The organism is Streptomyces sp. ICC1, assembly GCF_003287935.1.
Taxonomy (GTDB): Bacteria; Actinomycetota; Actinomycetes; order Streptomycetales; family Streptomycetaceae; genus Streptomyces; species Streptomyces tritrimontium.
Genome location: NZ_CP030287.1, coordinates 4,225,052 through 4,245,307, shown reverse-complemented (window position 1 = coordinate 4,245,307; position 20,256 = coordinate 4,225,052). Strand labels below are relative to the sequence as shown.

The following is a 20,256-nucleotide window of genomic DNA, read 5'->3' as shown; positions in this document are numbered from 1 at the left end:
GACCCCGTCATCCTCGGCGGCGCCGCCCTGACCCGCGCCTACGTCGAACAAGACCTCCACGAAATCTACGAAGGCGAAGTCCGCTACGCCCGCGACGCCTTCGAAGGCCTGCGCCTCATGGACGCCCTCATGGGAGTCAAACGCGGAGTCCCCGGAGCCGCTCTTCCCGAGCTCAAGAAGCGCCGCGTCGCCAAGCGGGACGCGCCCGTCATCGTCGAGGAGCGCCCCGAGGACGAGGGATCCGTCCGCTCGGACGTCCGCATCGACAACCCGGTCCCCGCCCCGCCGTTCTGGGGCACCCGCGTGGTCAAGGGCATCCCGCTGAAGGACTACGCCTCCTGGCTGGACGAGGGCGCCCTGTTCAAGGGCCAGTGGGGCCTCAAGCAGGCCCGCGGCGGGCCCTCGTACGAGGAGCTGGTGGCCGGCGAGGGGCGGCCCCGCCTGCGCGGGCTCCTGGACCGCCTGCACACCGGCAACCTGCTCGAAGCGGCCGTGGTCTACGGGTACTTCCCCTGCGTGTCCAAGGGCGACGACCTGGTGATCCTCGACGAGACGGGGTCCGAGCGGACCCGTTTCACCTTCCCGCGCCAGCGCCGCGGCCGCCGGCTCTGCCTGGCCGACTTCTTCCGGCCCGAGGAGTCGGGGGAGACCGATGTGATCGGCCTCCAGGTGGTCACCGTCGGCTCGAAGATCGGCGAGGAGACCGCCCGCCTGTTCGCCGGGAACGCGTACCGCGAGTACATGGAGCTGCACGGCCTGTCCGTCCAGCTCGCGGAGGCCATGGCCGAGTACTGGCACGCCCGCGTCCGCGCCGAGCTCGGCTTCGGCGGCGAGGACCCGGCACAGGTCCAAGAGATGTTCGACCTGAAGTACCGCGGCGCCCGCTTCTCCCTCGGCTACGGCGCCTGCCCCGACCTCGAAGACCGCGCCAAGATCGCCGACCTCCTGCGGCCCGAGCGGATCGGCGTCCACCTCTCCGAGGAGTTCCAGCTGCACCCGGAGCAGTCGACCGACGCGATCGTCATCCACCACCCCGAAGCCAAGTACTTCAACGCCCGCTGACGCGCGCCCCCGTACGTCCGGAAGGAACCTCCATGTCAGGTCCGCAGCGCTCCGCCGAGCGCGGCCGATACCGCCCGGCCCTGCTTCCCGCCGACGGCGAGCGCTCCTACTCCTTCGAGTTCTTCCCCGCGAAGGACGAGGCCGGGGAGCGCCGCCTGTGGCACGCGATCCGCCGGGTCGAGGCCGTCGCCCCGACCTTCGTCTCGGTGACCTACGGGGCCGGCGGCTCCTCCCGTACCCGCACCATCGCGACCACCCACAAGATCGCCACCCAGACCACCCTGCGCGCCGTCGCGCACCTGACCGCGGTCGGGCACTCCGTGGCGGAACTGCGCCAGATCATGGGCCAGTACGCCGATGCCGGGATCCACGACGTCCTCGCGCTGCGCGGGGACCCGCCGGGCGATCCGAACGGCCCCTGGATCCCGCACCCGGAGGGACTGACCCACGCCGATGAGCTCGTGACCCTCGTCAAGGAGGTCGGCCGCTTCGGCGTGGGCGTCGCCGCCTTCCCCGAACGCCATCCGCGCTCCGCGGACTGGGAGAGCGACATCGGCCACTTCGTGGCCAAGTGCCGGGCCGGCGCGGACTACGCCATCACCCAGATGTTCTTCCGGGTCGAGGACTACCTGCGGCTGCGCGACCGGGTCGCGGCGGCCGGCTGCGACATCCCGATCATCCCGGAGATCATGCCCGCCACCGACGTCCGCCAGATCCGGCGGTTCGCCGAACTCAGCAACGCCTCCTTCCCCGACGCCCTGGCCCAGAGGCTGGAGGCGGCCCGTGACGACCGCGCCGAAGGACACCGGATCGGCGTCGGGCACGCGACGGACATGGCCGAACGGCTCCTCGCCGAGGGGGCGCCCGGCCTGCACTACATCACCCTCAACCGTTCCACGGCCGCCCTGGAGATCCACCAGAACCTGGGACTGGCCCGGGCCCGCCTGTCGGCCCGCGCAGCGGTCGCCTGACCCCGACCATCACCCCGCACGGAGGAATTCGAATGACCAGCACGCAGGTGGCCGACTTCAAGGTCGCCGACCTCTCCCTCGCCGCCTTCGGCCGCAAGGAGATCACCCTCGCCGAGCACGAGATGCCCGGGCTGATGTCGCTGCGCGCGGAGTACGCCGCCGCGCAGCCGCTGGCCGGCGCCCGGATCACCGGTTCGCTGCACATGACCGTGCAGACCGCCGTCCTGATCGAGACGCTCGTCGCCCTCGGCGCGGAGGTCCGCTGGGCCTCCTGCAACATCTTCTCCACGCAGGACCACGCGGCCGCCGCCATCGCGGTCGGCCCGACCGGTACCCCGGAAGACCCGCAGGGCATACCGGTGTTCGCCTGGAAGGGCGAGACGCTGGAGGAGTACTGGTGGTGCACGGAGCAGGTGCTGACCTGGCCGGGCCAGCTGGGCCCGAACATGATCCTGGACGACGGCGGCGACGCCACCCTCCTGCTGCACATGGGCGTCGAGTTCGAGAAGGCCGGCGAGGTCCCCGACCCCTCCACCGCCGAGAACGACGAGTTCGCGCTCATCCTCGAACTCCTCGGGCGGACCCTGAAGGCCAACCCGTCGAAGTGGACCGACACGGCCGGCGAGATCCGCGGTGTGACGGAGGAGACCACCACCGGCGTCCACCGCCTGTACGAACTGGCCGCGAACGGCCGGCTGCTGTTCCCGGCGATCAATGTGAACGACTCCGTGACGAAGTCGAAGTTCGACAACAAGTACGGCTGCCGGCACTCCCTGATCGACGGCATCAACCGCGCCACCGACGTGCTGATCGGCGGCAAGGTCGCGGTCGTCTGCGGTTACGGCGACGTCGGCAAGGGCTCCGCGGAGTCCCTGCGCGGCCAGGGCGCCCGCGTCATCGTCACCGAGATCGACCCGATCTGCGCGCTCCAGGCGGCCATGGACGGCTACCAGGTCGCCACCCTCGACGACGTCGTGGAGATCGCCGACATCTTCATCACGACCACGGGCAACAAGGACATCATCATGGCCGCCGACATGGCCAAGATGAAGCACCAGGCGATCGTGGGCAACATCGGCCACTTCGACAACGAGATCGACATGGCCGGCCTCGCGAAGATCGAGGGCATCGTCAAGGACGAGGTGAAGCCCCAGGTCCACACCTGGAAGTTCCCCGACGGCAAGGTCGTCATCGTGCTGTCCGAGGGCCGCCTGATGAACCTGGGCAACGCGACGGGCCACCCGTCCTTCGTGATGTCGAACTCCTTCGCCAACCAGACGATCGCCCAGGTCGAGCTGTTCACCAAGCCCGAGGAGTACCCGGTCGGCGTCCACGTGCTGCCCAAGCACCTGGACGAGAAGGTGGCCCGCCTGCACCTCGACGCCCTCGGAGTGAGGCTGACGGCCCTGCGCCCCGAGCAGGCCGAGTACATCGGCGTCAAGATCGAGGGCCCGTACAAGGCGGACCACTACCGCTACTGAGGCCGGGCGGGCCGCCCGAGCCCGCCGCGCGAGGAGGACGGCCGCGGCAGCCCCCGACCGGGGGTTGCCGCGGCCGTCCTCCCGCACCGCGCGCCATCACGAGCCACAGCCACAGCCCCAGCCGTGCCTTTAGCGGGCGCGGTGACCATCCTGAGGCGGCGGCCCACGGGCCGCGACGACCTCGCGTACAGGAGGACCAGCCATGACCACCCCCGGAGCCCCGCCGGTGGCCGGAGAGCTGCGCGGCTGGCTGACCGAACGCCTCGCGCTCCACCTCGGCCGGCCGGTCGGCAGCCTCGACCCCCGGACCCCGCTCGCCGTCTACGGCATGGACTCGGTCTGCGCCCTGACCCTGTGCGGTGACCTGGAGGACGAGCGGGGCCTGATCGTCCCCTCGACCCTGGTCTACGACCACCCGACGATCGACGCGCTGGTCGCGTACCTGTCGGTGCTGACGGCGGCCCCCGTCGGCCGCTGACCGGCCCCGTACGCCCGCAGACTCCGTACGCCCCGTACGCCCCGTACGCGTAGATCCCCCGCCCGGCACGGCCGGACGGGGGATCTACGCGTCTCTCGGGCCGGTTCAGCCGGCCAGCTCGCGCGCGCGGACCCGGGCCCGCTTCTCGGCGTCGAGCACGTCGGACAGGGTCAGAGCGGCGGCGCTCGGGGTGGCGTCCAGTTGCTCGTCCACCACCCGCTGCACGGTGCTCACGATGCCGGTGAACGGCAGCCGGCCGGCGAGGAAGGCGCCCACGGCCTCCTCGTTGGCGGCGTTGAAGACGGCGGGCGCCACACCGCCCGCGCGGCCCGCGTGCTGCGCGAGGCCGACGGCGGGGAAGGCCTCGTGGTCCAGCGGGAAGAAGGTCCAGGCCGTCGCCGTGGTCCAGTCGCATCCGGGGGCGGCGTCCGGCACCCGGTCCGGCCAGCCCAGTCCGAGCGCGATGGGGATCCGCATGTCCGGCGGGCTGACCTGGGCCAGCGTGGAACCGTCGGTGAACTCGACCATGGAGTGCACGACCGACTGGGGGTGGACCACCACGTCGATGCGGTCGAAGGGGATGTCGAAGAGCAGGTGGGCCTCGATGACCTCGAGCCCCTTGTTCATCAGCGTGGCCGAGTTCACCGACACCATCGGGCCCATGTCCCAGGTCGGGTGGGCCAGCGCCTGCTGCGGGGTGACGTTCTCCAGATCGGCCCGGGCCCGGCCGCGGAACGGCCCGCCGCTGGCCGTGAGGACCAGGCGGCGCACCTCCGTGTCGCGGCCGCCGGTCAGGCACTGGTACAGCGCCGAGTGCTCGGAGTCGACGGGCACGATCTGCCCCGGTCGTGCCAGCCGCTTCACCAGCGGACCGCCCGCGACCAGGGACTCCTTGTTGGCCAGCGCGAGCACGGTGCCGGCTTCCAGGGCGGCCAGCGTCGGGGCCAGGCCAATGGATCCGGTGATGCCGTTGAGCACCACGTCGCACTCCAGGCCCGCCAGCTCGGTGGCCGCGTCGGGTCCGCCCAGCAGCTTCGGCAGCGCGCGGCCGGCGGCCCGTGCCGCGAGCAGCCCGCGCAGGGCCGGCAGGGCGTCGGCGTCCGACACCGCCACGTACTCCACACCGAGGAGGAGGGCCTGCTCGGCCAGCAGCTCCAGGCGGCCGCCGCCCGCGGCCAGGCCGAGCACGCGGAACCGGCCGGGCGAGCGGCGGATCACGTCGACGGCCTGCGTGCCGATCGAGCCGGTGGAGCCGAGGATGACCACGCTGCGCGGGCCGGAGGCGATCGGCTGGGCCACGCGTGGGTCGGCGAGCGGTGCGGCGGCGGCCGTCAGGAGCTCAGACATGGGCGGCGGCCAGGGGAAGGGCGGCCACGAACGGGTGGTCGGCCGCCAGCGGGTCCGCGTTGCTCGCGCCGCCCGGGGAGCCGACGGTCTCGAAGATCTCGATGTTCGCCGGTCCGAACCCGGCCCACTCCTCCGGCACGTCGTCCTCGAAGAAGATCGCCTCGACGGGGCAGACCGGTTCGCACGCCCCGCAGTCGACGCATTCGTCGGGCTGGACGTACAGCATGCGCGGGCCCTCGTAGATGCAGTCCACGGGGCATTCGTCGATGCAGGCCTTGTCCTTCACGTCGACGCAAGGCTGAGCGATGACGTACGTCACGGGTGGCTCCTCGGGGTGGCGGAAACGTTCCTGGTGTCGTTGCCGGCGCGAGCTGTCCAGCTCGCCCCGCATTCGAACCAGAAGGGCTTGTGACGGGCTAAAGGCGCCCTCGGCCCCGTCGCCGTGACCGCGCGGGCCTCGCCTTCAGAGCCCCTTAAGGCCCGCTGACTAGCTTCCGGAACCGCACGGTGGGACACCTTTCGTCCCCCCGTTCAGTTCCGAAAGCCAGCCACCGGGCATCAAGACATGGGGGAAAAATGTCGATCGATCTCGGGACGCCTCAGCTGTCCGCCGGACTGGTGGGCAGGGAACTCGATCTGATGGGAATCCAAGGGAGGCTCCAGGACCGGGCCGTCCGGCTCGCCACGCTCACCGGCCCCGCCGGCGTCGGCAAGAGCAGACTGGCCGCCGAGGCCGCGCACGGCCTCGCCGCCGAGTTCCCCGGCGGCGTCCGCTCCGTGGACCTGCCCGCCTGCGCGTCGCCGGACGCGGCCGTCGAAGCGGTCGCCGGGGCCGTCGCCGCGGGCGCCGCCGCGGCCGCCGCGGCCGTCGCCAGAGCCCAGTCGCATCCCGGCGGCGCGGACCCGCTGCGGTTCCTGCTGATCCTCGACGGGGTCGAGCACCTGACCGGCGTCCTCGCACCCGCCGTCGCCGAACACCTCGCCGCACAGCCCGCGTTGACCGTGCTGGCCACCGGGCAGCAGGCCCTGCGCATCTACGGGGAGCGCGTGGTCCCCGTGGCACCGCTGGCCCCGCCCGGACCGCTCGCGGAGCCCGAGGTCGCCGACGTCCAGGAGAACCCGGCCGTCCAGCTCTTCACCCGGCGCGCCCACGAGGTGAACCCCGAGTTCACGCTCACCGCGGAGAACGTCGAATCGGTCGTCGCCGTCTGCAACCTCCTCGAAGGCGTGCCGCTGGTACTGGAGCTGGCCGCCTGGCGGCTGCGCCTGTTCCCGCTGCGCGAACTGCACGCCTGGCTGGTCCGGGGCGGCGACAGCCACCTGTCCGGCCCCGTCGACGCGCCCGCGCGCCAGCGCTCCGTACTGGCCATGGCCGAGTGGAGCTGCCGGGGCCTGAGCGAGCGGCAGCGCACCCTGCTCGGGCACCTGGCCGTCTTCGAGGGCGGCGCCACCCTCGCCACGGCCGAGAAGGTCACCCCGCTGGCGCCCGGCGAGAGCGCCGAGGCCATCGAGGCGCTCCTCGACCGCAACCTGCTCTCCCTGACCGAACACCCGCGCGCCGACAGCCGCCTGACGATGTCGCGCACCATCCGCACGTACGGGCTCGCGCTCCTCGCGGACTCCGGCGCGGAGCGCTCCGCGCGCCAGGCCCACGCCCGCCACTACCAGGGGCTCCTGCACACCCTCGACGGCCGGTTCAACGGCTCCGAGCAGCGCCGCTGGCTGCGGGCCGCCGCCGTGGAGCACGAGAACGTGCTGGCCGCCCTCGCCCACCTGCGGGACGAGGGCGACCTGCGGGGGCGGGCGGCGCTCGCCGCCGCCAGCCTGCGGCCCTGGCTGGTGCGCGGCGAACTCAAGGAGGGGCTGCGCTGGTTCGACACCACCGCCCAGGCCCTCCAGGAGGAGCAGAAGACGCAGAACGCGCAGGACGCGCAGGACGAGGAGCTGCTGCGGATGCGCGCCCGGCTGCACGACGGGGCCGGCTGCCTCGCCGCCGCCCTCGGCGACCACGACGGCGCCTCCCACCGGCACCGCCGTGCGGTCGCCCTCTACAAGCAGCTGCGCGACCCCCGGCAGGGCGCCCGCGCCTCCGCCCGCATGGGCCTGGCCTACTTCCACTGCGGGGACCGGGCCGTGGGCCAGTCCCTGCTGTCCGCCGCCCGCGCCACCCTGGAGGCGCAGGGCGACACCGCCGGCTCCGCCGAGGCCGCCACCGCCCTCGCCGAAGCCCTCGCCGCCGGACCCGCCGAGGAGGTACGGGCGCTCCTGGACCGGGCCGTACGCATCCACCGCCAGAGCGGGGAGGTGCGCGACCTGGCCCGCACCCTGCTCGCCGTCGCCCGCGCCGCGCTGCGCGAGAACGACGAGGAGGCCGCGCGGAGCGCGCTGCGCGAAAGCCTGCGACTGTTCGACTCCGTCGACGAGCGCACCGAACTCCCCGCCGCCCTGGAGGAGTTCGCCCTGCTCATCCAGAGCGCCGCCGGCCAGCCCCAGCGGGCCACCCGGCTGCTCGCCGCCGCCGAATCGCTGCGCCGGCGTACCGGTGCCAAGGTCCCCGACGACCACTGGGACCGGGTCCAGGAGGCTGTCACCGGACTGCGCCGCCAGCTCGGCTGGACCGTCTTCGCCACCGCCTGGGTGGAGGGGCTGCGGCTGCGCCCGGAGGCCATGGCCGGCGAGGCCCTGGCCGCCGTCGGAACCGGCCGCCACGAGGACCGCGGCGAGGCCGCCGTCCTGACCCCGCGCCAGCTCCAAGTGGCCCTGCTGGTCGCCGAGGGGCTCACCAACCGCCAGATCGCCGGGCGGCTGGAGATCGCGGAGTGGACCGTCGTCAACCACGTCCGGCACGTCATGCGCAAGCTGGGCTGCAACTCGCGCGTCCAGGTGGCCTGGGCCGTCGGCAGGAGGAACTGATGGCCGCACCGCGGCAGCCCGCGCCCCGCACCGCGGCGGACCCCGCCGACGGCGGGGTGCCGCTCGCCGACCTGCTCGCCGCGCTGCGCCCGCCGGCCGCCCTCGCCGAGGAGTTCGTCCGCCGGGGCCGATGGCGCCGGGCCACCGTCCTGCACGACCTGTACCGGGCCGGGGCCGCCCACCCGCACCGCACCGCGATCACCGCGCACCGCGCCCACCAGCCCGCCGGGACCCGGATCGCCCGGATCTCGTACGGGCAGCTCGTCGCGCTCGTCGACCGGTTCGCGCACGCGCTGGCCGCCCTCGGCATCCGCCCCGGCGACCCCGTCGCCTTCCAGCTGCCCAACTGGTGGGAGAGCTGCGCCCTGTTCCTGGCCTGCCTGCGGACCGGTGCCGTGGCGGTGCCGGTGATGCCCGGCTACGGCGCGCAGGACCTGGAAGCGGTACTGACCGCCGCCCAGCCCCGCCTGTGCGTGGTGCCGGACCTGTGGGAGGGCGCCGCGCCCGCCGAGACCCTCGCCGACCTGGCGTCCTCGCTGCCCTGGCTGCGCCACCGCATCGTGCTCGGCGACGCCGAGTCCACCGGCGCCCTCGACTTCACCCGGCACTTCGTCCGCACCCCCCACGAGCGCTACCACCGCACCGGCTGGCTGCCGATGCCCGCGGACCTCGCCGACCGGATCTGCCTGAACGTCAACTCGGTGGGGCTGCGGGAGACCCACACCATGGACATGCACACCCCCAACTCCCTGTACGCCGGGCTCGGGGGCGCCGGTGCCCCGCATCCGGGCGAGGCGGGGTTCTCGGCCCTGCCGCTCGCGGTGCTGCCCTCGCTGCTGCACTCGGTGCTCGGCCCCCTCTCGCGCGGCGGCACGGCCGTACTGCAAGACGTGTGGGACCCGGAGACCGCGCTGGACCTGCTGGCCCGCACCGGTGCGGGCCTGGCCTTCGCCACCCCCGCCCAGTGGTCGGAACTGCTGGCCGCGCAGGCGGAGAAGCCCCGGGACCTGAGCACCCTGCGCCGGGCACTGTCCTCCGACGCGGCCGGCACCTCCGCCGGGCTGGTCCGGGAGATGCGCGAGAGCTGGCGGGTGCCGCTGACGGCGGGCGCGGATCCGTCCGGCGGGCAGGACCCCGAGGGGCCCGGGCCCGCCACCCGGCTGGCCCGGTGGCAGCGCGGGGCCGGCGGGCTCAGGCCGACCTGGGAGCACACCGGCGAGGCCGCACCGGGCACCGCGGCCGGGGTCGCCGGGGCGGCGGCCCCCGAGGAGGTCGGCGGGGTCTTCCTGCTGCCCGTGACCGAGATCGAGGAGCGGCTGGCGGCCCATCCCCGGATCGCGGAGGCCGCCGTGGTGGCCTACGTGGACCCCCTGCACGGGGAGCTGGCCTGCGCCGTGGTGGTCCCGGACGGGGATCCGCCGAGCCTGCCGGAGCTGTGCGAGCACCTGCTGGGGCTGGGCACCGCCGAGGCCCATCTGCCGGCCCGGCTGGAGCTGGTGGGCGCCCTGCCCCGCGCCGGGTCCGGCGCACCGGACCGCCGCCGGCTGCGCGCGATGCTCACCCGCCGCGCGGCCCTGGCCGCGGGCCCGTCCCCGGACTGACCTCCCGGACTGACCTCCCTGGTCGTCCCGGCGCGTCCCGGCGCGTCCCGGCGCGTCTCGGCGTACAGCGGCCCCGCCCTTCACTGCGAAGGGCGGGGCCGCTGCCTGGTGGGCCGCGCGTGGGCGGGGCGGGGTGGCCCCGGCACACCGAGGAGTGTCCGGCGGGCCGCGGCGGAGCTCCGCGGGGACCTCTCGTCACAGCACCTTGACGCTGGTCGCGTCGCCGGCCCGGGAGGACCGCTCCTCCGCCGGCATCGCCTCGACCAGCTTGAGCGCCTCCTCGATGAGGGTCTCCACGATCTTGGACTCGGGGACGGTCTTGATGACCTCGCCCTTCACGAAGATCTGGCCCTTGCCGTTGCCCGAGGCGACACCGAGGTCGGCCTCGCGGGCCTCGCCCGGACCGTTGACGACGCAGCCCATGACCGCGACCCGCAGCGGGGCGTCCAGGCCCTCCAGGCCGGCCGTGACCTGGTCCGCCAGCTTCCACACGTCGACCTGGGCGCGGCCGCAGCCGGGGCAGGAGACGATCTCCAGGCCGCGCTTCTTCAGGTTCAGGGCCTCGAGGATCTGCAGGCCGACCTTGATCTCCTCCACCGGGGGAGTGGAGAGCGACACCCGGATCGTGTCGCCGATGCCCTCGCCGAGCAGCGCGCCGAAGGCGACCGCCGACTTGATGGTGCCCTGGAAGGCCGGGCCCGCCTCGGTGACGCCGAGGTGCAGCGGGTAGTCGCACTGCGCGGCCAGCTGCCGGTACGCCTCGATCATGACGACCGGGTCGTTGTGCTTGACGGAGATCTTGATGTCCTGGAAGCCGTGCTCCTCGAACAGCGAGCACTCCCACAGGGCCGACTCGACCAGCGCCTCGGGCGTGGCCTTGCCGTACTTCTTCAGGAGCCGCTTGTCGAGGGAGCCGGCGTTGACGCCGATCCGGATCGGGACGCCGGCGCCGGAGGCGGCCCGGGCGATCTCCTTGACCTTGTCGTCGAACTGGATGATGTTGCCTGGGTTGACGCGGACCGCGGCGCAGCCGGCGTCGATGGCGGCGAACACGTACTTGGGCTGGAAGTGGATGTCGGCGATGACCGGGATCTGCGACTTGCGGGCGATCTCCGACAGGGCGTCCGCATCGTCCTGCGAGGGCACCGCGACGCGGACCATCTGGCAGCCGGCCGTGGTGAGCTGGGCGATCTGCTGGAGCGTGGCGTTCACGTCGGAGGTGAGCGTCGTGGTCATGGACTGCACCGAGACGGGGGCACCGCCTCCGACGGCGACGTTGCCGACCATGATCTGGCGGGTGTGGCGGCGCGGGGCGACGGACTTGGGCGGCAGGGTGGGCGAGCCGAGCAGAACGGTCATGACGGGGGTCCCTTCGGGAGACTTCGCAAGAACGGGCAAGGGCGGACACAGCAGGTCCAGCAGGTACGTCAGGTCCAGCAGGTACGTCGGGTCCAGCAGGTACGTCGGGTCCTTCGGGTACGTCGGGTACGTCGCGCCGGTCAGACCAGCTGCTCGGCGGGCAGCTGGGCGGCGGGCTGCCGCTGCAGGGCCCCGGAGAGCTTGAGGGCGATGTCGCCCGGCGTCAGGCCGAGCGCCTTGAGGATGTCGGCGCGCTTGGCGTGGTCGAGGAACTCCTGGGCGATGCCGAACTCGCGGGTCGGGGTGTCCACGCCCGCGGCGCGCAGGGCCATCGCCACGGCCGAACCGGCGCCGCCGGACAGGCCGTTGTCCTCGACGGTCGCCACCAGGCGGTGGCGCGCGGCCAGCGGGATCAGGGCCGGGTCGACCGGCTTGATCCAGCGGGGGTCGACCACGGTGCAGCCGATCCCGTCGGCCTCCAGCAGGGAGGCCGCGTCCAGGCAGGTCTGCGCCATGCTGCCGACGGCGACGAGGAGGATGTCCGCGCTCTCGCCGCGGTGCAGGACGTCTATGCCGCCGACCCTGTCCACCGTGTCGATGTCGGACTGCACCGGCCCCTTGGGGAAGCGCACCGCGGTGGGCCCGTCCTTGACCTCGATGGCCTCCTGGAACAGCTCGCCCAGCCGGCGGCCGTCGCGCGGGGCGGCGATCCGCATCCCCGGCACCACGTTCAGGATCGACAGGTCCCACATGCCGTTGTGGCTGGCGCCGTCGTCACCCGTCACACCGGCCCGGTCCAGGACGAAGGTGACCGGCTGCTTGTGCAGGGCCACGTCCATCAGCGCCTGGTCGAACGCGCGGTTCAGGAAGGTCGCGTACATCGCCACGACCGGGTGCATGCCGCCCATGGCCAGGCCCGCCGCCGAGGTCACCGCGTGCTGCTCGGCGATGCCGACGTCGAAGGTGCGCTCCGGGAAGGCCAGCGAGAAGTCCCGCAGCCCGGTCGGCTCCAGCATCGCCGCCGTGATCGCCACCAGGTCCTCGCGGCGGTGTCCGGCCTTGACGATCTCCTCGCTGAACACCGAGGTCCAGCTGCGCGGGGCCGGGGTCGCGGGGGCCTTCGCCCGGCCGGTGCTGATGTCGAAGGCGGCCGTGGCGTGGAAGCGGTCCAGCTCGTGGTTCTCCGCCGGGGCGTAGCCGTTGCCCTTGGTGGTGATGACGTGGACGAGGACCGGGCCGCCGAAGTGGCGGGCCCGCGTCAGGGCCTTCTCCAGCGCCACCGTGTCGTGGCCGTCGACCGGGCCGATGTACTTCAGGCCGAGCCCGTCGAAGAGGTTCTGCGGGGCGACGGTGTCCTTGAGGCCCTTCTTCGCGCCGTGCAGGACGTCGTACAGTCCGCTGCCCAGCACCGGGGCCTTGGCGACCAGCTTGCCCCATTCCAGCACCCGGCCGTACTTGTGCGAGGTGCGCAGCTTGGTCAGCTGCTCGGCCAGGCCGCCGATGGTCGGCGCGTACGAGCGGCCGTTGTCGTTGACGACGATGACGACCGGCAGCTCCTTGTCGGCCGCGATGTTGTTGATGGCCTCCCAGCACATGCCGCCGGTCATGGCGCCGTCGCCGATGACCGCGACCGCGAAGCGGTCCTTCTGGCCCTTGAGCTTGTACGCCTTGGCCAGGCCGTCCGCGTAGGACAGGGCGGTGGTCGCGTGGGAGTTCTCCACCAGGTCGTGGACCGACTCGGCCCGCGAGGGGTAGCCCGAGAGGCCGTCGGCCTGGCGCAGCTTGTCGAACTGGTCGGCGCGGCCCGTCAGCATCTTGTGGACGTAGGTCTGGTGGCCGGTGTCCCAGACGATCGAGTCGTGCGGGGAGCGGAACACCCGGTGCAGGGCGATGGTCAGCTCGACGACACCGAGGTTGGGGCCGAGGTGGCCGCCGGTCTTGGAGACCTTCTCCACCAGGGTCTGGCGGATCTCCCCCGCCAGCTGGTTCAGCTGCTCGTGGTTCATCGAGCGCAGGTCCTGCGGGGTGCGCACGGCCCGCAGCAGCCGGCCGACGCCCTCGGCGCGGTCGCGGTGGCCCTCGGCCGGCACGAAGCGGATCTCCGTGGACGGCTCCAGGCCGATCTCCGGGCCGGTCTTCGGGGTGTCGGTGGAGATCAGGACGTTGTAGTGGTTGGGGAAGTGGCAGGCGTCGTAGCCGAGGACGGTGCCGACGCGCTGCTCACCGGACCAGACCTCGTCGCCGCGGTCCAGGACCCCGCCGTTGGTGAGCTCGACGAAGCCGAGGAACGCCACCCGGTCGACGGTGCCGCCCGGCTGGGTGGTGACCTGGTCGGTGGTCACCAGCTCGTGGATCTCGCCCTCCCGCACGCAGCGGCTCGTGTACGGCTCCAGGACCATGCCGCGGTCGTCTCGGCGGTGCTTGAGCACCTTGACGACAACGCCGTTGACGCTCTTCTTCCGACCGTTCTCCGGGTGTGCCATGACAGTTCAACTCCCTTGGTGTGGTGCTGGATCGATGCGATGCGATGCGATGCCTGCGGTGCGATGCGTGCGGGAAGGCCCCGGTCAGCCGGCGGTGACGGCCGTGCGCTCGGACCGGTAGACCTGGTGGACGAGTTCGAGGGTGGCCAGGCCGTCCGGCCAGGTGGCGCGCTCGCCGCGCAGCACCTCGGCGAACTCCTCGAGGACGCCCACGTACTCGTGGCCCAGCGAGCTCTTGAAGCCCGGGTAGCCGCCCAGCATGTCGGCGGAGAACCGGCGCCCGTCGCCGAGCACGACCTCGACGTCCTTGAGCTCCCCGTGGCCGTAGGCCCAGTCCAGGTCCACGACGGCCTCGGTCCCGTCGGCCGAGGTCAGCCGGATCACGGCCTGCTGGTCCACGCCGTTCTCGTCGCGGGTGACGTCCGCGCCGGTCAGCGAGACCTCGCCGAGGAGCAGGTGCACCACGTCGATGGCGTTGGGGCCGTTGTCGGCGACCGCGCCGCCGCCGCACCGCTCCGGGTTCAGGTACCACTGGTCGCGGCCGACGTGCTCCTCGATCTTCTCCCAGTAGCGCACCGTCAGCTTCTCGACGGGGACACCGTCCGGCAGGCCGTCCCGCAGGGCGAGGACGTTGGTGTTGTAGCGGCGGTGGTACGCGGTGAACAGCGCCACCTTGCGGACGGAGGCCAGTGCCCGCAGCGTCCGGCCCTCCTCCACGGTGATCGCGAGGGGCTTCTCGACGCAGACCGCGCGTCCGGCGCTCAGGGCGTCCCGGACGACCGCGAAGTGCACGTCGTTGGGGACGTTGACGACGACCGCGTCGAGCTCCGTGCCGGCCAGCAGTTCGCGGTGGTCGCGGTAGGTGGGGATCTTCCCCTCGAAGGGGGCCAGCACCTCTTCGTTGAGGTCGCACACGGCGGCCAGTTCCAGGCCCGGGAGGCCCTCGAGCGCCTCCAGGTAGAAGCGGGAGATCACTCCCAGCCCCACGATGCCGATACGGATCTTGCTCATCGTTCTCCTCCAAGGGGAGCGGGCGGGACGAGGGAGTACTGCTCGGCGACTGCCAGCAGCTCGCCGTGGAGGGCGGCGGCCAGCGGTACGCCGTGTTCGCGCGCCTGGCGCGCGTGCCGGTCCTCGGGCCAGCCGGGGTAGCTCACCGGCCGGGCGGGATCGATCGCCGGGGCCCCCAGCAGGGAGGCGAACAGATCGTCGGCCTGCGCCAGGAACTCGCCCTCGGGGCGCAGCGTGCCCGGTGCGATCGCCAGGGCGAGGAAGCCGATGTTGTCGTCGCGGCCGTTGGGGCGGGCCCCGCCGAGCTCCCCGGTCGGACCGAGGTTCGCGCCGGGCAGCAGCGCCGCCAGCGTCTCCACCAGCAGGCTCAGCCCGTACCCCTTGTAGGCGCCGGTCTCCGGGCGCCCGCCCAGCCACTGCAGGTGCGCCTCGCCGCGGTCGAAGGCTCCGGGGTCGGTGACCGGGGTGCCCGCGTCGTCGGCGAGCCAGCCCTCGGGGATCCGCTTCCCGGCCCGCTCGGCCGCCCGCACCCGGCCCGTGGGGACCACCGTGGTGCTCATGTCCAGGACGTACGGGGGGTGTTCGCCGGCCGGTACGGCCAGGCTGAACGGGTTGGTGCCGAGCATCGCGGCGGCTCCGCCCGGCGGGCGGATGATGCGCTGCCCGCCGCAGTTGCCGGCCAGCAGGCCGATCTGGCCCTGCTGGGCCAGCTTGCCCGTGAAGTACCCGGCGCACCCGAAGTGGGTGCCGTTGTACAGGGAGACCAGGCCGATCCCGTGGGTCCGGGCCCGCTCGGCGGCCAGCTCCATCGCCGCGCCCGCCGACCACAGGCCCAGCGCCCGGTGCGAGTCCACCAGGACCGCCGCGCCCCGATCGGCGACGATCTCCAGATTGGCCTCGGGGTCGGCGCGCCCCTCGTCGAACAGGGGCAGGTACTGGCGGGTCAGGTTGGCCAGGCCGTGGGAGCTGACCCCGGTCAGGTCCCCGTACACCAGCGCCTCGGCGGCGGCCCGTGCCCGGTCCTCGGCCAGGCCCCGGCGGACGAACACCTCGGCGGTGAAGCCGACGAGCTCGCCGTGGTCGAGCCGGACGGTGCGGGACCGCTCGGCGGTGGCTGTGGCGGTGGTCATGTGCTTCCTCATCACGTCGTCGACGTCGACGTCGTCGACGGCAGGTCGTTGGTGGCGAAGGCGATCAGTAGCCGGGCGATGTCCCCGGCGAACAGTTCGAGTTCCTCCCGGTCGGCGAACTCGCCCTCGGCGTGGGCGTTGTTGCGCTGCAGGTCCCCGGGGCCGAACACGGCCGTGAACCCGTCCGGCAGCCCGTCGGCCCAGATGGCGTCGCAGGTGAAGGCGGCCTCGTCGGCCGGCCAGCGCTCCAGCCCGGCCTCCTCGGTCAGCAGCCGCTCCGCCCACGCGTCGCGGGACTCCAGGGCGGGCAGTCCGCGTTTGAGCCAGTCCAGGGTGGTGATCTCCTCCGCGTCCGCGGCGGTCCGCCCGATCAGCTCGCTGCCGGCGAAGCGGTGGCGGAAGCCGGCCAGCGCCAGGCGCAGCTCGTGGCCTACGGCCTCCTCCAGTGCGATGCCGTCGGCGCCGGAGCCGTAGGACAGGTTCAGCAGCAACTGGCCCGTCCCGTAGACCTTGTTGTGCAGCGGTCCGGTCTGCAGGCCGGCCACGCACACCTGGCCGCTGGTCGCGTACCGCGGCAGGGTGTCGGCCAGGTGGCCGGCCACGTGCCCCAGCAGGACCGTCGCGTTGTGCCCGGCGGCCGGGGCGTCGTCGATGGAGTCGTCGCCCGCCACCCGCACCCGGGCCGTCATCGCGGCCGTGGAGCGGGTCAGCAGCCGCCGCCCCGTCGGCTCGCAGAAGATGTTCAACCGGCCCGTGTACCCACGCTCGATCAGCGGCCGGGTGCCGTAGACCCCCATGGCGCCGCCCTCCTCGCCGGACACCAGCTGGATCAGGACACCAATCTCGCGGCCGACGGCGGGCTCCGCGTCGAGCGCCGCCCGGATTCCGGCCAGCAGGGCCACCGCGGGGCCCTTGGCGTCGATGGCGCCCCGGCCGTGGAAGCGGCCGTCGGCCAGCGACACCGGCTGCACCCCGGCGACCGTGTCCACGTGGATGTTGAACATCACGGTCCGCGACCGCGGCAGCGGCGGCCCGAGCCGCAGCACCAGGCTGGGCTGCGAGGCCAGGAACTCCCCGCCGTCCCGCACCGCCCACCGCACGACCGCCGGGACCTGCTCGTCGGCCAGCTCGTCGGCGTCGGCGGTGCCGTGCCACTCGACGGTGAAACCGAGCTCCCGGGCCGCCTCGGCGTAGGCCAGCTGGGCCTCCCACAGCCGGACCTCGCCGCCCGCCCCGGTCTCCAGCGGACCGGCGGTCGGCAGGGACAGCAGCCGCAGCAGCAGCGCGTCGTCCCCGGCGGTGAGCGGCGCGGTCCGCAGCGGCGCGGTCCGCGGCTCAGTGGTCGATGCCGGCACGTGCGTTCTCCTCTCTCGTCTCGTCAGTGGCCGATGCCACGACCTCGGTGGCGACCAGGTGTTCCAGGTGCCGCCCGTACTCCACGAACAGGTCGGGCCCGTCCTCGCCCAGCTCGGTGCGGCTCTCGTGCGGCCGCAGCGCCAGGTGCGGTTCGATCGACCAGGCGCCGGTGTACCCGTGCTCCAGCAGCAGCCGCAGACACCGGGCCACCTGGCTCTCGCCCCGGCCGGGCAGCGTGTAGGCCGCGGCCGTCCCGCTGCCGACCGCGTCCTTCACGTGGACGTGGGCGACCGCCTCGGGGCACTGGCTCATCAGCCGCTCCAGCACCCCGTAGGCCTCGTACCCGTACGCCGCCCCGTTGCCGGTGTCGAACAGCAGCCGCAGCGCCGGGCTGTCCACCTCCGCCAGCAGCCGCAGCATCCGCTCCGCGCTGCGCCCGGCCCAGCCCGCACAGTTCTCGTGCAGGAGGACCAGGCCCGAGGCGTTCGCCCGGGCGGCCAGCAGCCGCATCCGGCGGATCACCTCGGTGCCCCACTCGGCCTCGTCCCACCCGTCGTTGGGGTAGGACATGACCCGCACGTAGCGGGTGCCGAGGGCGGCGCACCGCTCGGCGAGCCGGTTCAGCTCGGCCAGGTCCTGCTCGACGCCCTGGCTGATCGGCCTCGACCAGTCCGCGATCCGCGAGTCCACGCACGCGGTGCCCAGCCCCGCTTCCCCCAGCGCCCGCAGGCAGGCGCCGAAGGCCGCGTCGTCCAGGTCCGCGATCGCGACCCCGCCCACGCTGCGCATCTCGATCAGCTGCCAGCCCAGTCCGGAGACCGCGCGGACCTGCTGCTCCAGAGTGCGCCCGGCCTCGTCGCCGATCCCCGCGTAGAGGATCCCGGGGGCTGCCTCGCCCCTCGGCGCGTGCCGCGCGACGCTCCGCAGGTCAGGAAGCATGGGGCAGTGCCTCTTCCTGGAGCGCCTCTTCGAGACGGGCGATCCTGGCCAGTTCCTTGGCTTCCGCGAGCACGGTCGTCACCCGGGAGTTGAGCCGGAAGTCGGCTTCCAGGTCCGCGTCCGTGGTGAACTGCTCGTACGCGTGGAGCAGGAACCGGGCCAGGGAGTCGTCCCGGAAGACCGAGCGGACGTTCTTCCCGTCGGCGGAGGTGTGCAGGTGCGCGTAGTCGTCGCTCTCGCTGATCGGGTAGTGGCCCACGGCCCACCCGTCGCTGAACCCGAGGCGGATCACCCGTTCCCGGATCGGCGAGGCCAGGTCGGAGAAGATCTCCGTCTGGACGCCGCCGTCGTGGTCCAGCAGCAGCCGGGCCGCCCCCATCTCGGGGATGACCCTGTCGCCGACGTGCATGTCGTGCAGTTCGGCCCCGGCCGTCCGGCCCTCGCCGGCCAGCTTGAGCGCCACCCCCACCGAGTGCGGCAGCTCCACGTCGAAGGCCGTCGGGTGGCCCTCGGTCTGCAGGGTGCGCACCAGGCGCGGCTTGCGCTGCGCCACGAAGATGGTCTCCAGCGTGCCGAGCTTGCCGCCCTGCACCAGGGACCGCAGCCGGGTGGTCAGGGCGCTCTGCAGCCAGTGCGCCACCACCATGACCTTCAGGCCGTGACCGGCCCGCAGGGCGTCGATGGCCGCCAGTTCCTCGGTGTCGGCCACCAGCGGCTTCTCCACGAGGATCCGGTCGAACCCCAGCTCCGCCAGCTCCCGCAGCGGCTCCAGCCGGTGCGTGGGCGGCGTGCACAGGTGGACGACGGTGTCCTTGGGATCGAGGAGCTCAGCGGCCTTGGCGAGCTCCGGTACGGAGATCACCTCGGCGTCGGTGAGCTGCGGGGTGTGCGGGTTGAAGTCGTAGACCACGGGCGGGAGGCCGGAGATGAGGGCGGCGCCGCGCTCGGTGCGGCGCAGCCGCTCCAGGACGGTCCAATGGAGCCCGTGACCGGCCCGGCCGAAGCCTACGATCAGTGTTCTGGGCATGATTCACTCCCGTTGGCTCTCGAGGTCAGTGGCTTCGGTAGGCGACCCGGGTAGCCAGCCGGGAGAACTCCTCGCACCAGGACTCGTCCAGCCCCGAACGGGCGATCGACTCGCAGGCCTTGTCCACGAGTCCGGCGATGGTGCGCTCCACGGTGGCGCGGACCCCGGTCTCCTCCAGGACCTTGCGCAGCAGCTCGACGTCCCAGGGGGCGCCGTCCTTGCGGTCCAGGAGCGAGCGCACCCGGGCGTCCTGTTCGGCGGCCAGCGCCAGCAGGAGGGTCATCTTGTGCTCGGCGAAGTCCAGGCCGGTCGGCTTGCCGGCGTCCTCGGTGGTGCCGAAGGCGTCGATCAGGTCGTCGCGGAGCTGGAAGGCCTCGCCCAGGGCGAGCCCGTACGTCTCGAACGCCGAGGCCAGGTCGGGGCGTCCGGCCAGGGTGGCGCCGAGCACCAGCGGGCGGTGGATGGTGTAGCGGCCCGACTTGCACACCGCGATCCAGCGGGACAGCGAGGGGTCGACCACGCCCTCCGCGGCGACCGCCACGTCCAGGTGCTGGCCGATGACCATCTCGGCGCGCAGTTCGTCCCAGACGGCGCGGGCCGGGGCGGGGAAGCGGGTGGTGAGCTGGTCGGCGTAGATGAGGGCCAGGTCGCCGGCGAGGACCGCGACGCCCTCGCCGAAGCGGCGGGACTCGCCCTGCCAGCCGTTGATCTGGTGCTCGGCCTCGTGCAGCCGGTGGACGGTGGGGGAGCCGCGGCGCAGCGAGGAGTTGTCCACGACGTCGTCGTGGATCAGCGCGAACGCCTGGAGCAGTTCGAGGGCCGCGGAGGCGTCGATGGCGACCGAGTCGGACGGGTTGCCGCCGGCGGCCAGGAAGCCGCTGAGGGCGAACACGGGGCGCAGCCGCTTGCCGCCGCTGGCGACCAGCGAGGAGATCGCGTCCACCGGCTGGGCGGCCCGGGGGTTGATCCCGTACCAGTACGCGCGCTGGCGCTCGACGAACTGCTCGAGCCGCTGCTCCACCTGGTCGAGCAATCCGGCCCGGAGTTGCTGAATATCGGTAACGACGGTCGTCATGGCAGCCTTCTCTGAGATGAAAT

Annotated in this window: 15 protein-coding genes and 1 pseudogene; 6 read left to right on the top strand and 10 right to left on the bottom strand. The window is 73.0% G+C overall.

The window, feature by feature from the left end; genetic code table 11:
- Positions 1–3: 3 nt before the first annotated feature.
- The 4 genes and pseudogenes from DRB96_RS20015 to DRB96_RS20000 form a co-directional block, all read left to right on the top strand.
- A pseudogene (locus DRB96_RS20015) lies at positions 4–1,062 on the top strand (vitamin B12 dependent-methionine synthase activation domain-containing protein); the annotation flags it as partial.
- A gap of 32 nt (positions 1,063–1,094) precedes the next feature.
- A complete protein-coding gene (metF, locus tag DRB96_RS20010; protein WP_112453581.1) occupies positions 1,095–2,033 on the top strand; it encodes a methylenetetrahydrofolate reductase [NAD(P)H] in 939 nt (312 codons plus the stop codon).
- A 32-nt stretch (positions 2,034–2,065) separates the two neighbouring features.
- Positions 2,066–3,514, top strand: coding sequence for an adenosylhomocysteinase (ahcY, locus tag DRB96_RS20005; protein WP_112449681.1), 1,449 nt, complete (start codon positions 2,066–2,068; stop codon positions 3,512–3,514).
- 202 nt (positions 3,515–3,716) lie between these two features.
- Positions 3,717–3,992 (top strand): acyl carrier protein, encoded by a 276-nt coding sequence (locus tag DRB96_RS20000; protein ID WP_112449680.1) that lies wholly within the window; start codon positions 3,717–3,719, stop codon positions 3,990–3,992.
- 105 nt (positions 3,993–4,097) lie between these two features.
- On the opposite strand, the gene dxr is transcribed toward DRB96_RS20000, so the two are convergent.
- Positions 4,098–5,339, bottom strand: a complete 1,242-nt coding sequence (gene dxr / locus DRB96_RS19995; protein WP_112449679.1) for a 1-deoxy-D-xylulose-5-phosphate reductoisomerase — start codon at positions 5,337–5,339, stop codon at positions 4,098–4,100.
- Positions 5,332–5,658: a ferredoxin gene (gene fdxA / locus DRB96_RS19990; protein ID WP_112449678.1), complete on the bottom strand. Its 327-nt coding sequence runs from the start codon at positions 5,656–5,658 to the stop codon at positions 5,332–5,334. Before fdxA ends, dxr begins: the two co-directional genes overlap by 8 nt.
- Positions 5,659–5,915: 257 nt before the next feature.
- Here fdxA and DRB96_RS19985 point away from each other — a divergent pair, with 257 nt between their 5' ends.
- Positions 5,916–8,252, top strand: a complete 2,337-nt coding sequence (locus tag DRB96_RS19985) for a LuxR C-terminal-related transcriptional regulator (protein ID WP_112449677.1) — start codon at positions 5,916–5,918, stop codon at positions 8,250–8,252.
- The gene (locus DRB96_RS19980) at positions 8,252–9,853 is read left to right on the top strand and encodes an AMP-binding protein (protein ID WP_112449676.1); all 1,602 of its coding nucleotides are present in this window, start codon (positions 8,252–8,254) and stop codon (positions 9,851–9,853) included. Before DRB96_RS19985 ends, DRB96_RS19980 begins: the two co-directional genes overlap by 1 nt.
- Before the next feature lie 195 nt (positions 9,854–10,048).
- Here DRB96_RS19980 and ispG read toward each other — a convergent pair whose 3' ends face one another.
- The 8 genes from ispG to DRB96_RS19940 form a co-directional block, all read right to left on the bottom strand.
- Positions 10,049–11,212: a flavodoxin-dependent (E)-4-hydroxy-3-methylbut-2-enyl-diphosphate synthase gene (gene ispG, locus DRB96_RS19975; RefSeq protein WP_112449675.1), complete on the bottom strand. Its 1,164-nt coding sequence runs from the start codon at positions 11,210–11,212 to the stop codon at positions 10,049–10,051.
- Positions 11,213–11,352: 140 nt separating this feature from the next.
- Positions 11,353–13,695 (bottom strand): 1-deoxy-D-xylulose-5-phosphate synthase, encoded by a 2,343-nt coding sequence (gene dxs, locus DRB96_RS19970; RefSeq protein WP_275431969.1) that lies wholly within the window; start codon positions 13,693–13,695, stop codon positions 11,353–11,355.
- Between the two features lie 84 nt (positions 13,696–13,779).
- Entirely contained in the window at positions 13,780–14,706 is a 927-nt protein-coding gene (locus DRB96_RS19965; RefSeq protein ID WP_112449674.1) for a Gfo/Idh/MocA family oxidoreductase, read from the bottom strand.
- Positions 14,703–15,836, bottom strand: a complete 1,134-nt coding sequence (locus tag DRB96_RS19960; protein WP_112449673.1) for an Ldh family oxidoreductase — start codon at positions 15,834–15,836, stop codon at positions 14,703–14,705. The genes DRB96_RS19965 and DRB96_RS19960 overlap by 4 nt, the downstream gene beginning before the upstream one ends.
- A gap of 11 nt (positions 15,837–15,847) precedes the next feature.
- A complete protein-coding gene (locus tag DRB96_RS19955) occupies positions 15,848–17,191 on the bottom strand; it encodes a M20/M25/M40 family metallo-hydrolase (protein ID WP_239516242.1) in 1,344 nt (447 codons plus the stop codon).
- Entirely contained in the window at positions 17,172–18,131 is a 960-nt protein-coding gene (locus DRB96_RS19950; RefSeq protein ID WP_112449672.1) for a sugar phosphate isomerase/epimerase family protein, read from the bottom strand. Before DRB96_RS19950 ends, DRB96_RS19955 begins: the two co-directional genes overlap by 20 nt.
- Positions 18,121–19,158 (bottom strand): Gfo/Idh/MocA family oxidoreductase, encoded by a 1,038-nt coding sequence (locus DRB96_RS19945; RefSeq protein ID WP_112449671.1) that lies wholly within the window; start codon positions 19,156–19,158, stop codon positions 18,121–18,123. The genes DRB96_RS19950 and DRB96_RS19945 overlap by 11 nt, the downstream gene beginning before the upstream one ends.
- 25 nt (positions 19,159–19,183) lie before the next feature.
- Positions 19,184–20,233, bottom strand: coding sequence for a polyprenyl synthetase family protein (locus DRB96_RS19940; RefSeq protein WP_112449670.1), 1,050 nt, complete (start codon positions 20,231–20,233; stop codon positions 19,184–19,186).
- Between the last annotated feature and the right edge of the window lie 23 nt (positions 20,234–20,256).

Excerpts from the sequence above, each read along its gene's own strand:
- dxs (WP_275431969.1), bottom strand. The coding sequence starts at position 13,695 with ATGGCACACCCGGAGAACGGTCGGAAGAAGAGCGTCAACGGCGTTGTC.
- DRB96_RS19945 (WP_112449671.1), bottom strand. The coding sequence starts at position 19,158 with ATGCCCAGAACACTGATCGTAGGCTTCGGCCGGGCCGGTCACGGGCTC.
- DRB96_RS19940 (WP_112449670.1), bottom strand. The coding sequence starts at position 20,233 with ATGACGACCGTCGTTACCGATATTCAGCAACTCCGGGCCGGATTGCTC.
- DRB96_RS19950 (WP_112449672.1), bottom strand. The coding sequence starts at position 18,131 with ATGCTTCCTGACCTGCGGAGCGTCGCGCGGCACGCGCCGAGGGGCGAG.
- ahcY (WP_112449681.1), top strand. The coding sequence starts at position 2,066 with ATGACCAGCACGCAGGTGGCCGACTTCAAGGTCGCCGACCTCTCCCTC.
- dxr (WP_112449679.1), bottom strand. The coding sequence starts at position 5,339 with ATGTCTGAGCTCCTGACGGCCGCCGCCGCACCGCTCGCCGACCCACGC.
- DRB96_RS19960 (WP_112449673.1), bottom strand. The coding sequence starts at position 15,836 with ATGACCACCGCCACAGCCACCGCCGAGCGGTCCCGCACCGTCCGGCTC.
- ispG (WP_112449675.1), bottom strand. The coding sequence starts at position 11,212 with ATGACCGTTCTGCTCGGCTCGCCCACCCTGCCGCCCAAGTCCGTCGCC.
- DRB96_RS19965 (WP_112449674.1), bottom strand. The coding sequence starts at position 14,706 with ATGAGCAAGATCCGTATCGGCATCGTGGGGCTGGGAGTGATCTCCCGC.
- DRB96_RS19985 (WP_112449677.1), top strand. The coding sequence starts at position 5,916 with ATGTCGATCGATCTCGGGACGCCTCAGCTGTCCGCCGGACTGGTGGGC.
- DRB96_RS20000 (WP_112449680.1), top strand. The coding sequence starts at position 3,717 with ATGACCACCCCCGGAGCCCCGCCGGTGGCCGGAGAGCTGCGCGGCTGG.
- metF (WP_112453581.1), top strand. The coding sequence starts at position 1,095 with ATGTCAGGTCCGCAGCGCTCCGCCGAGCGCGGCCGATACCGCCCGGCC.
- DRB96_RS19980 (WP_112449676.1), top strand. The coding sequence starts at position 8,252 with ATGGCCGCACCGCGGCAGCCCGCGCCCCGCACCGCGGCGGACCCCGCC.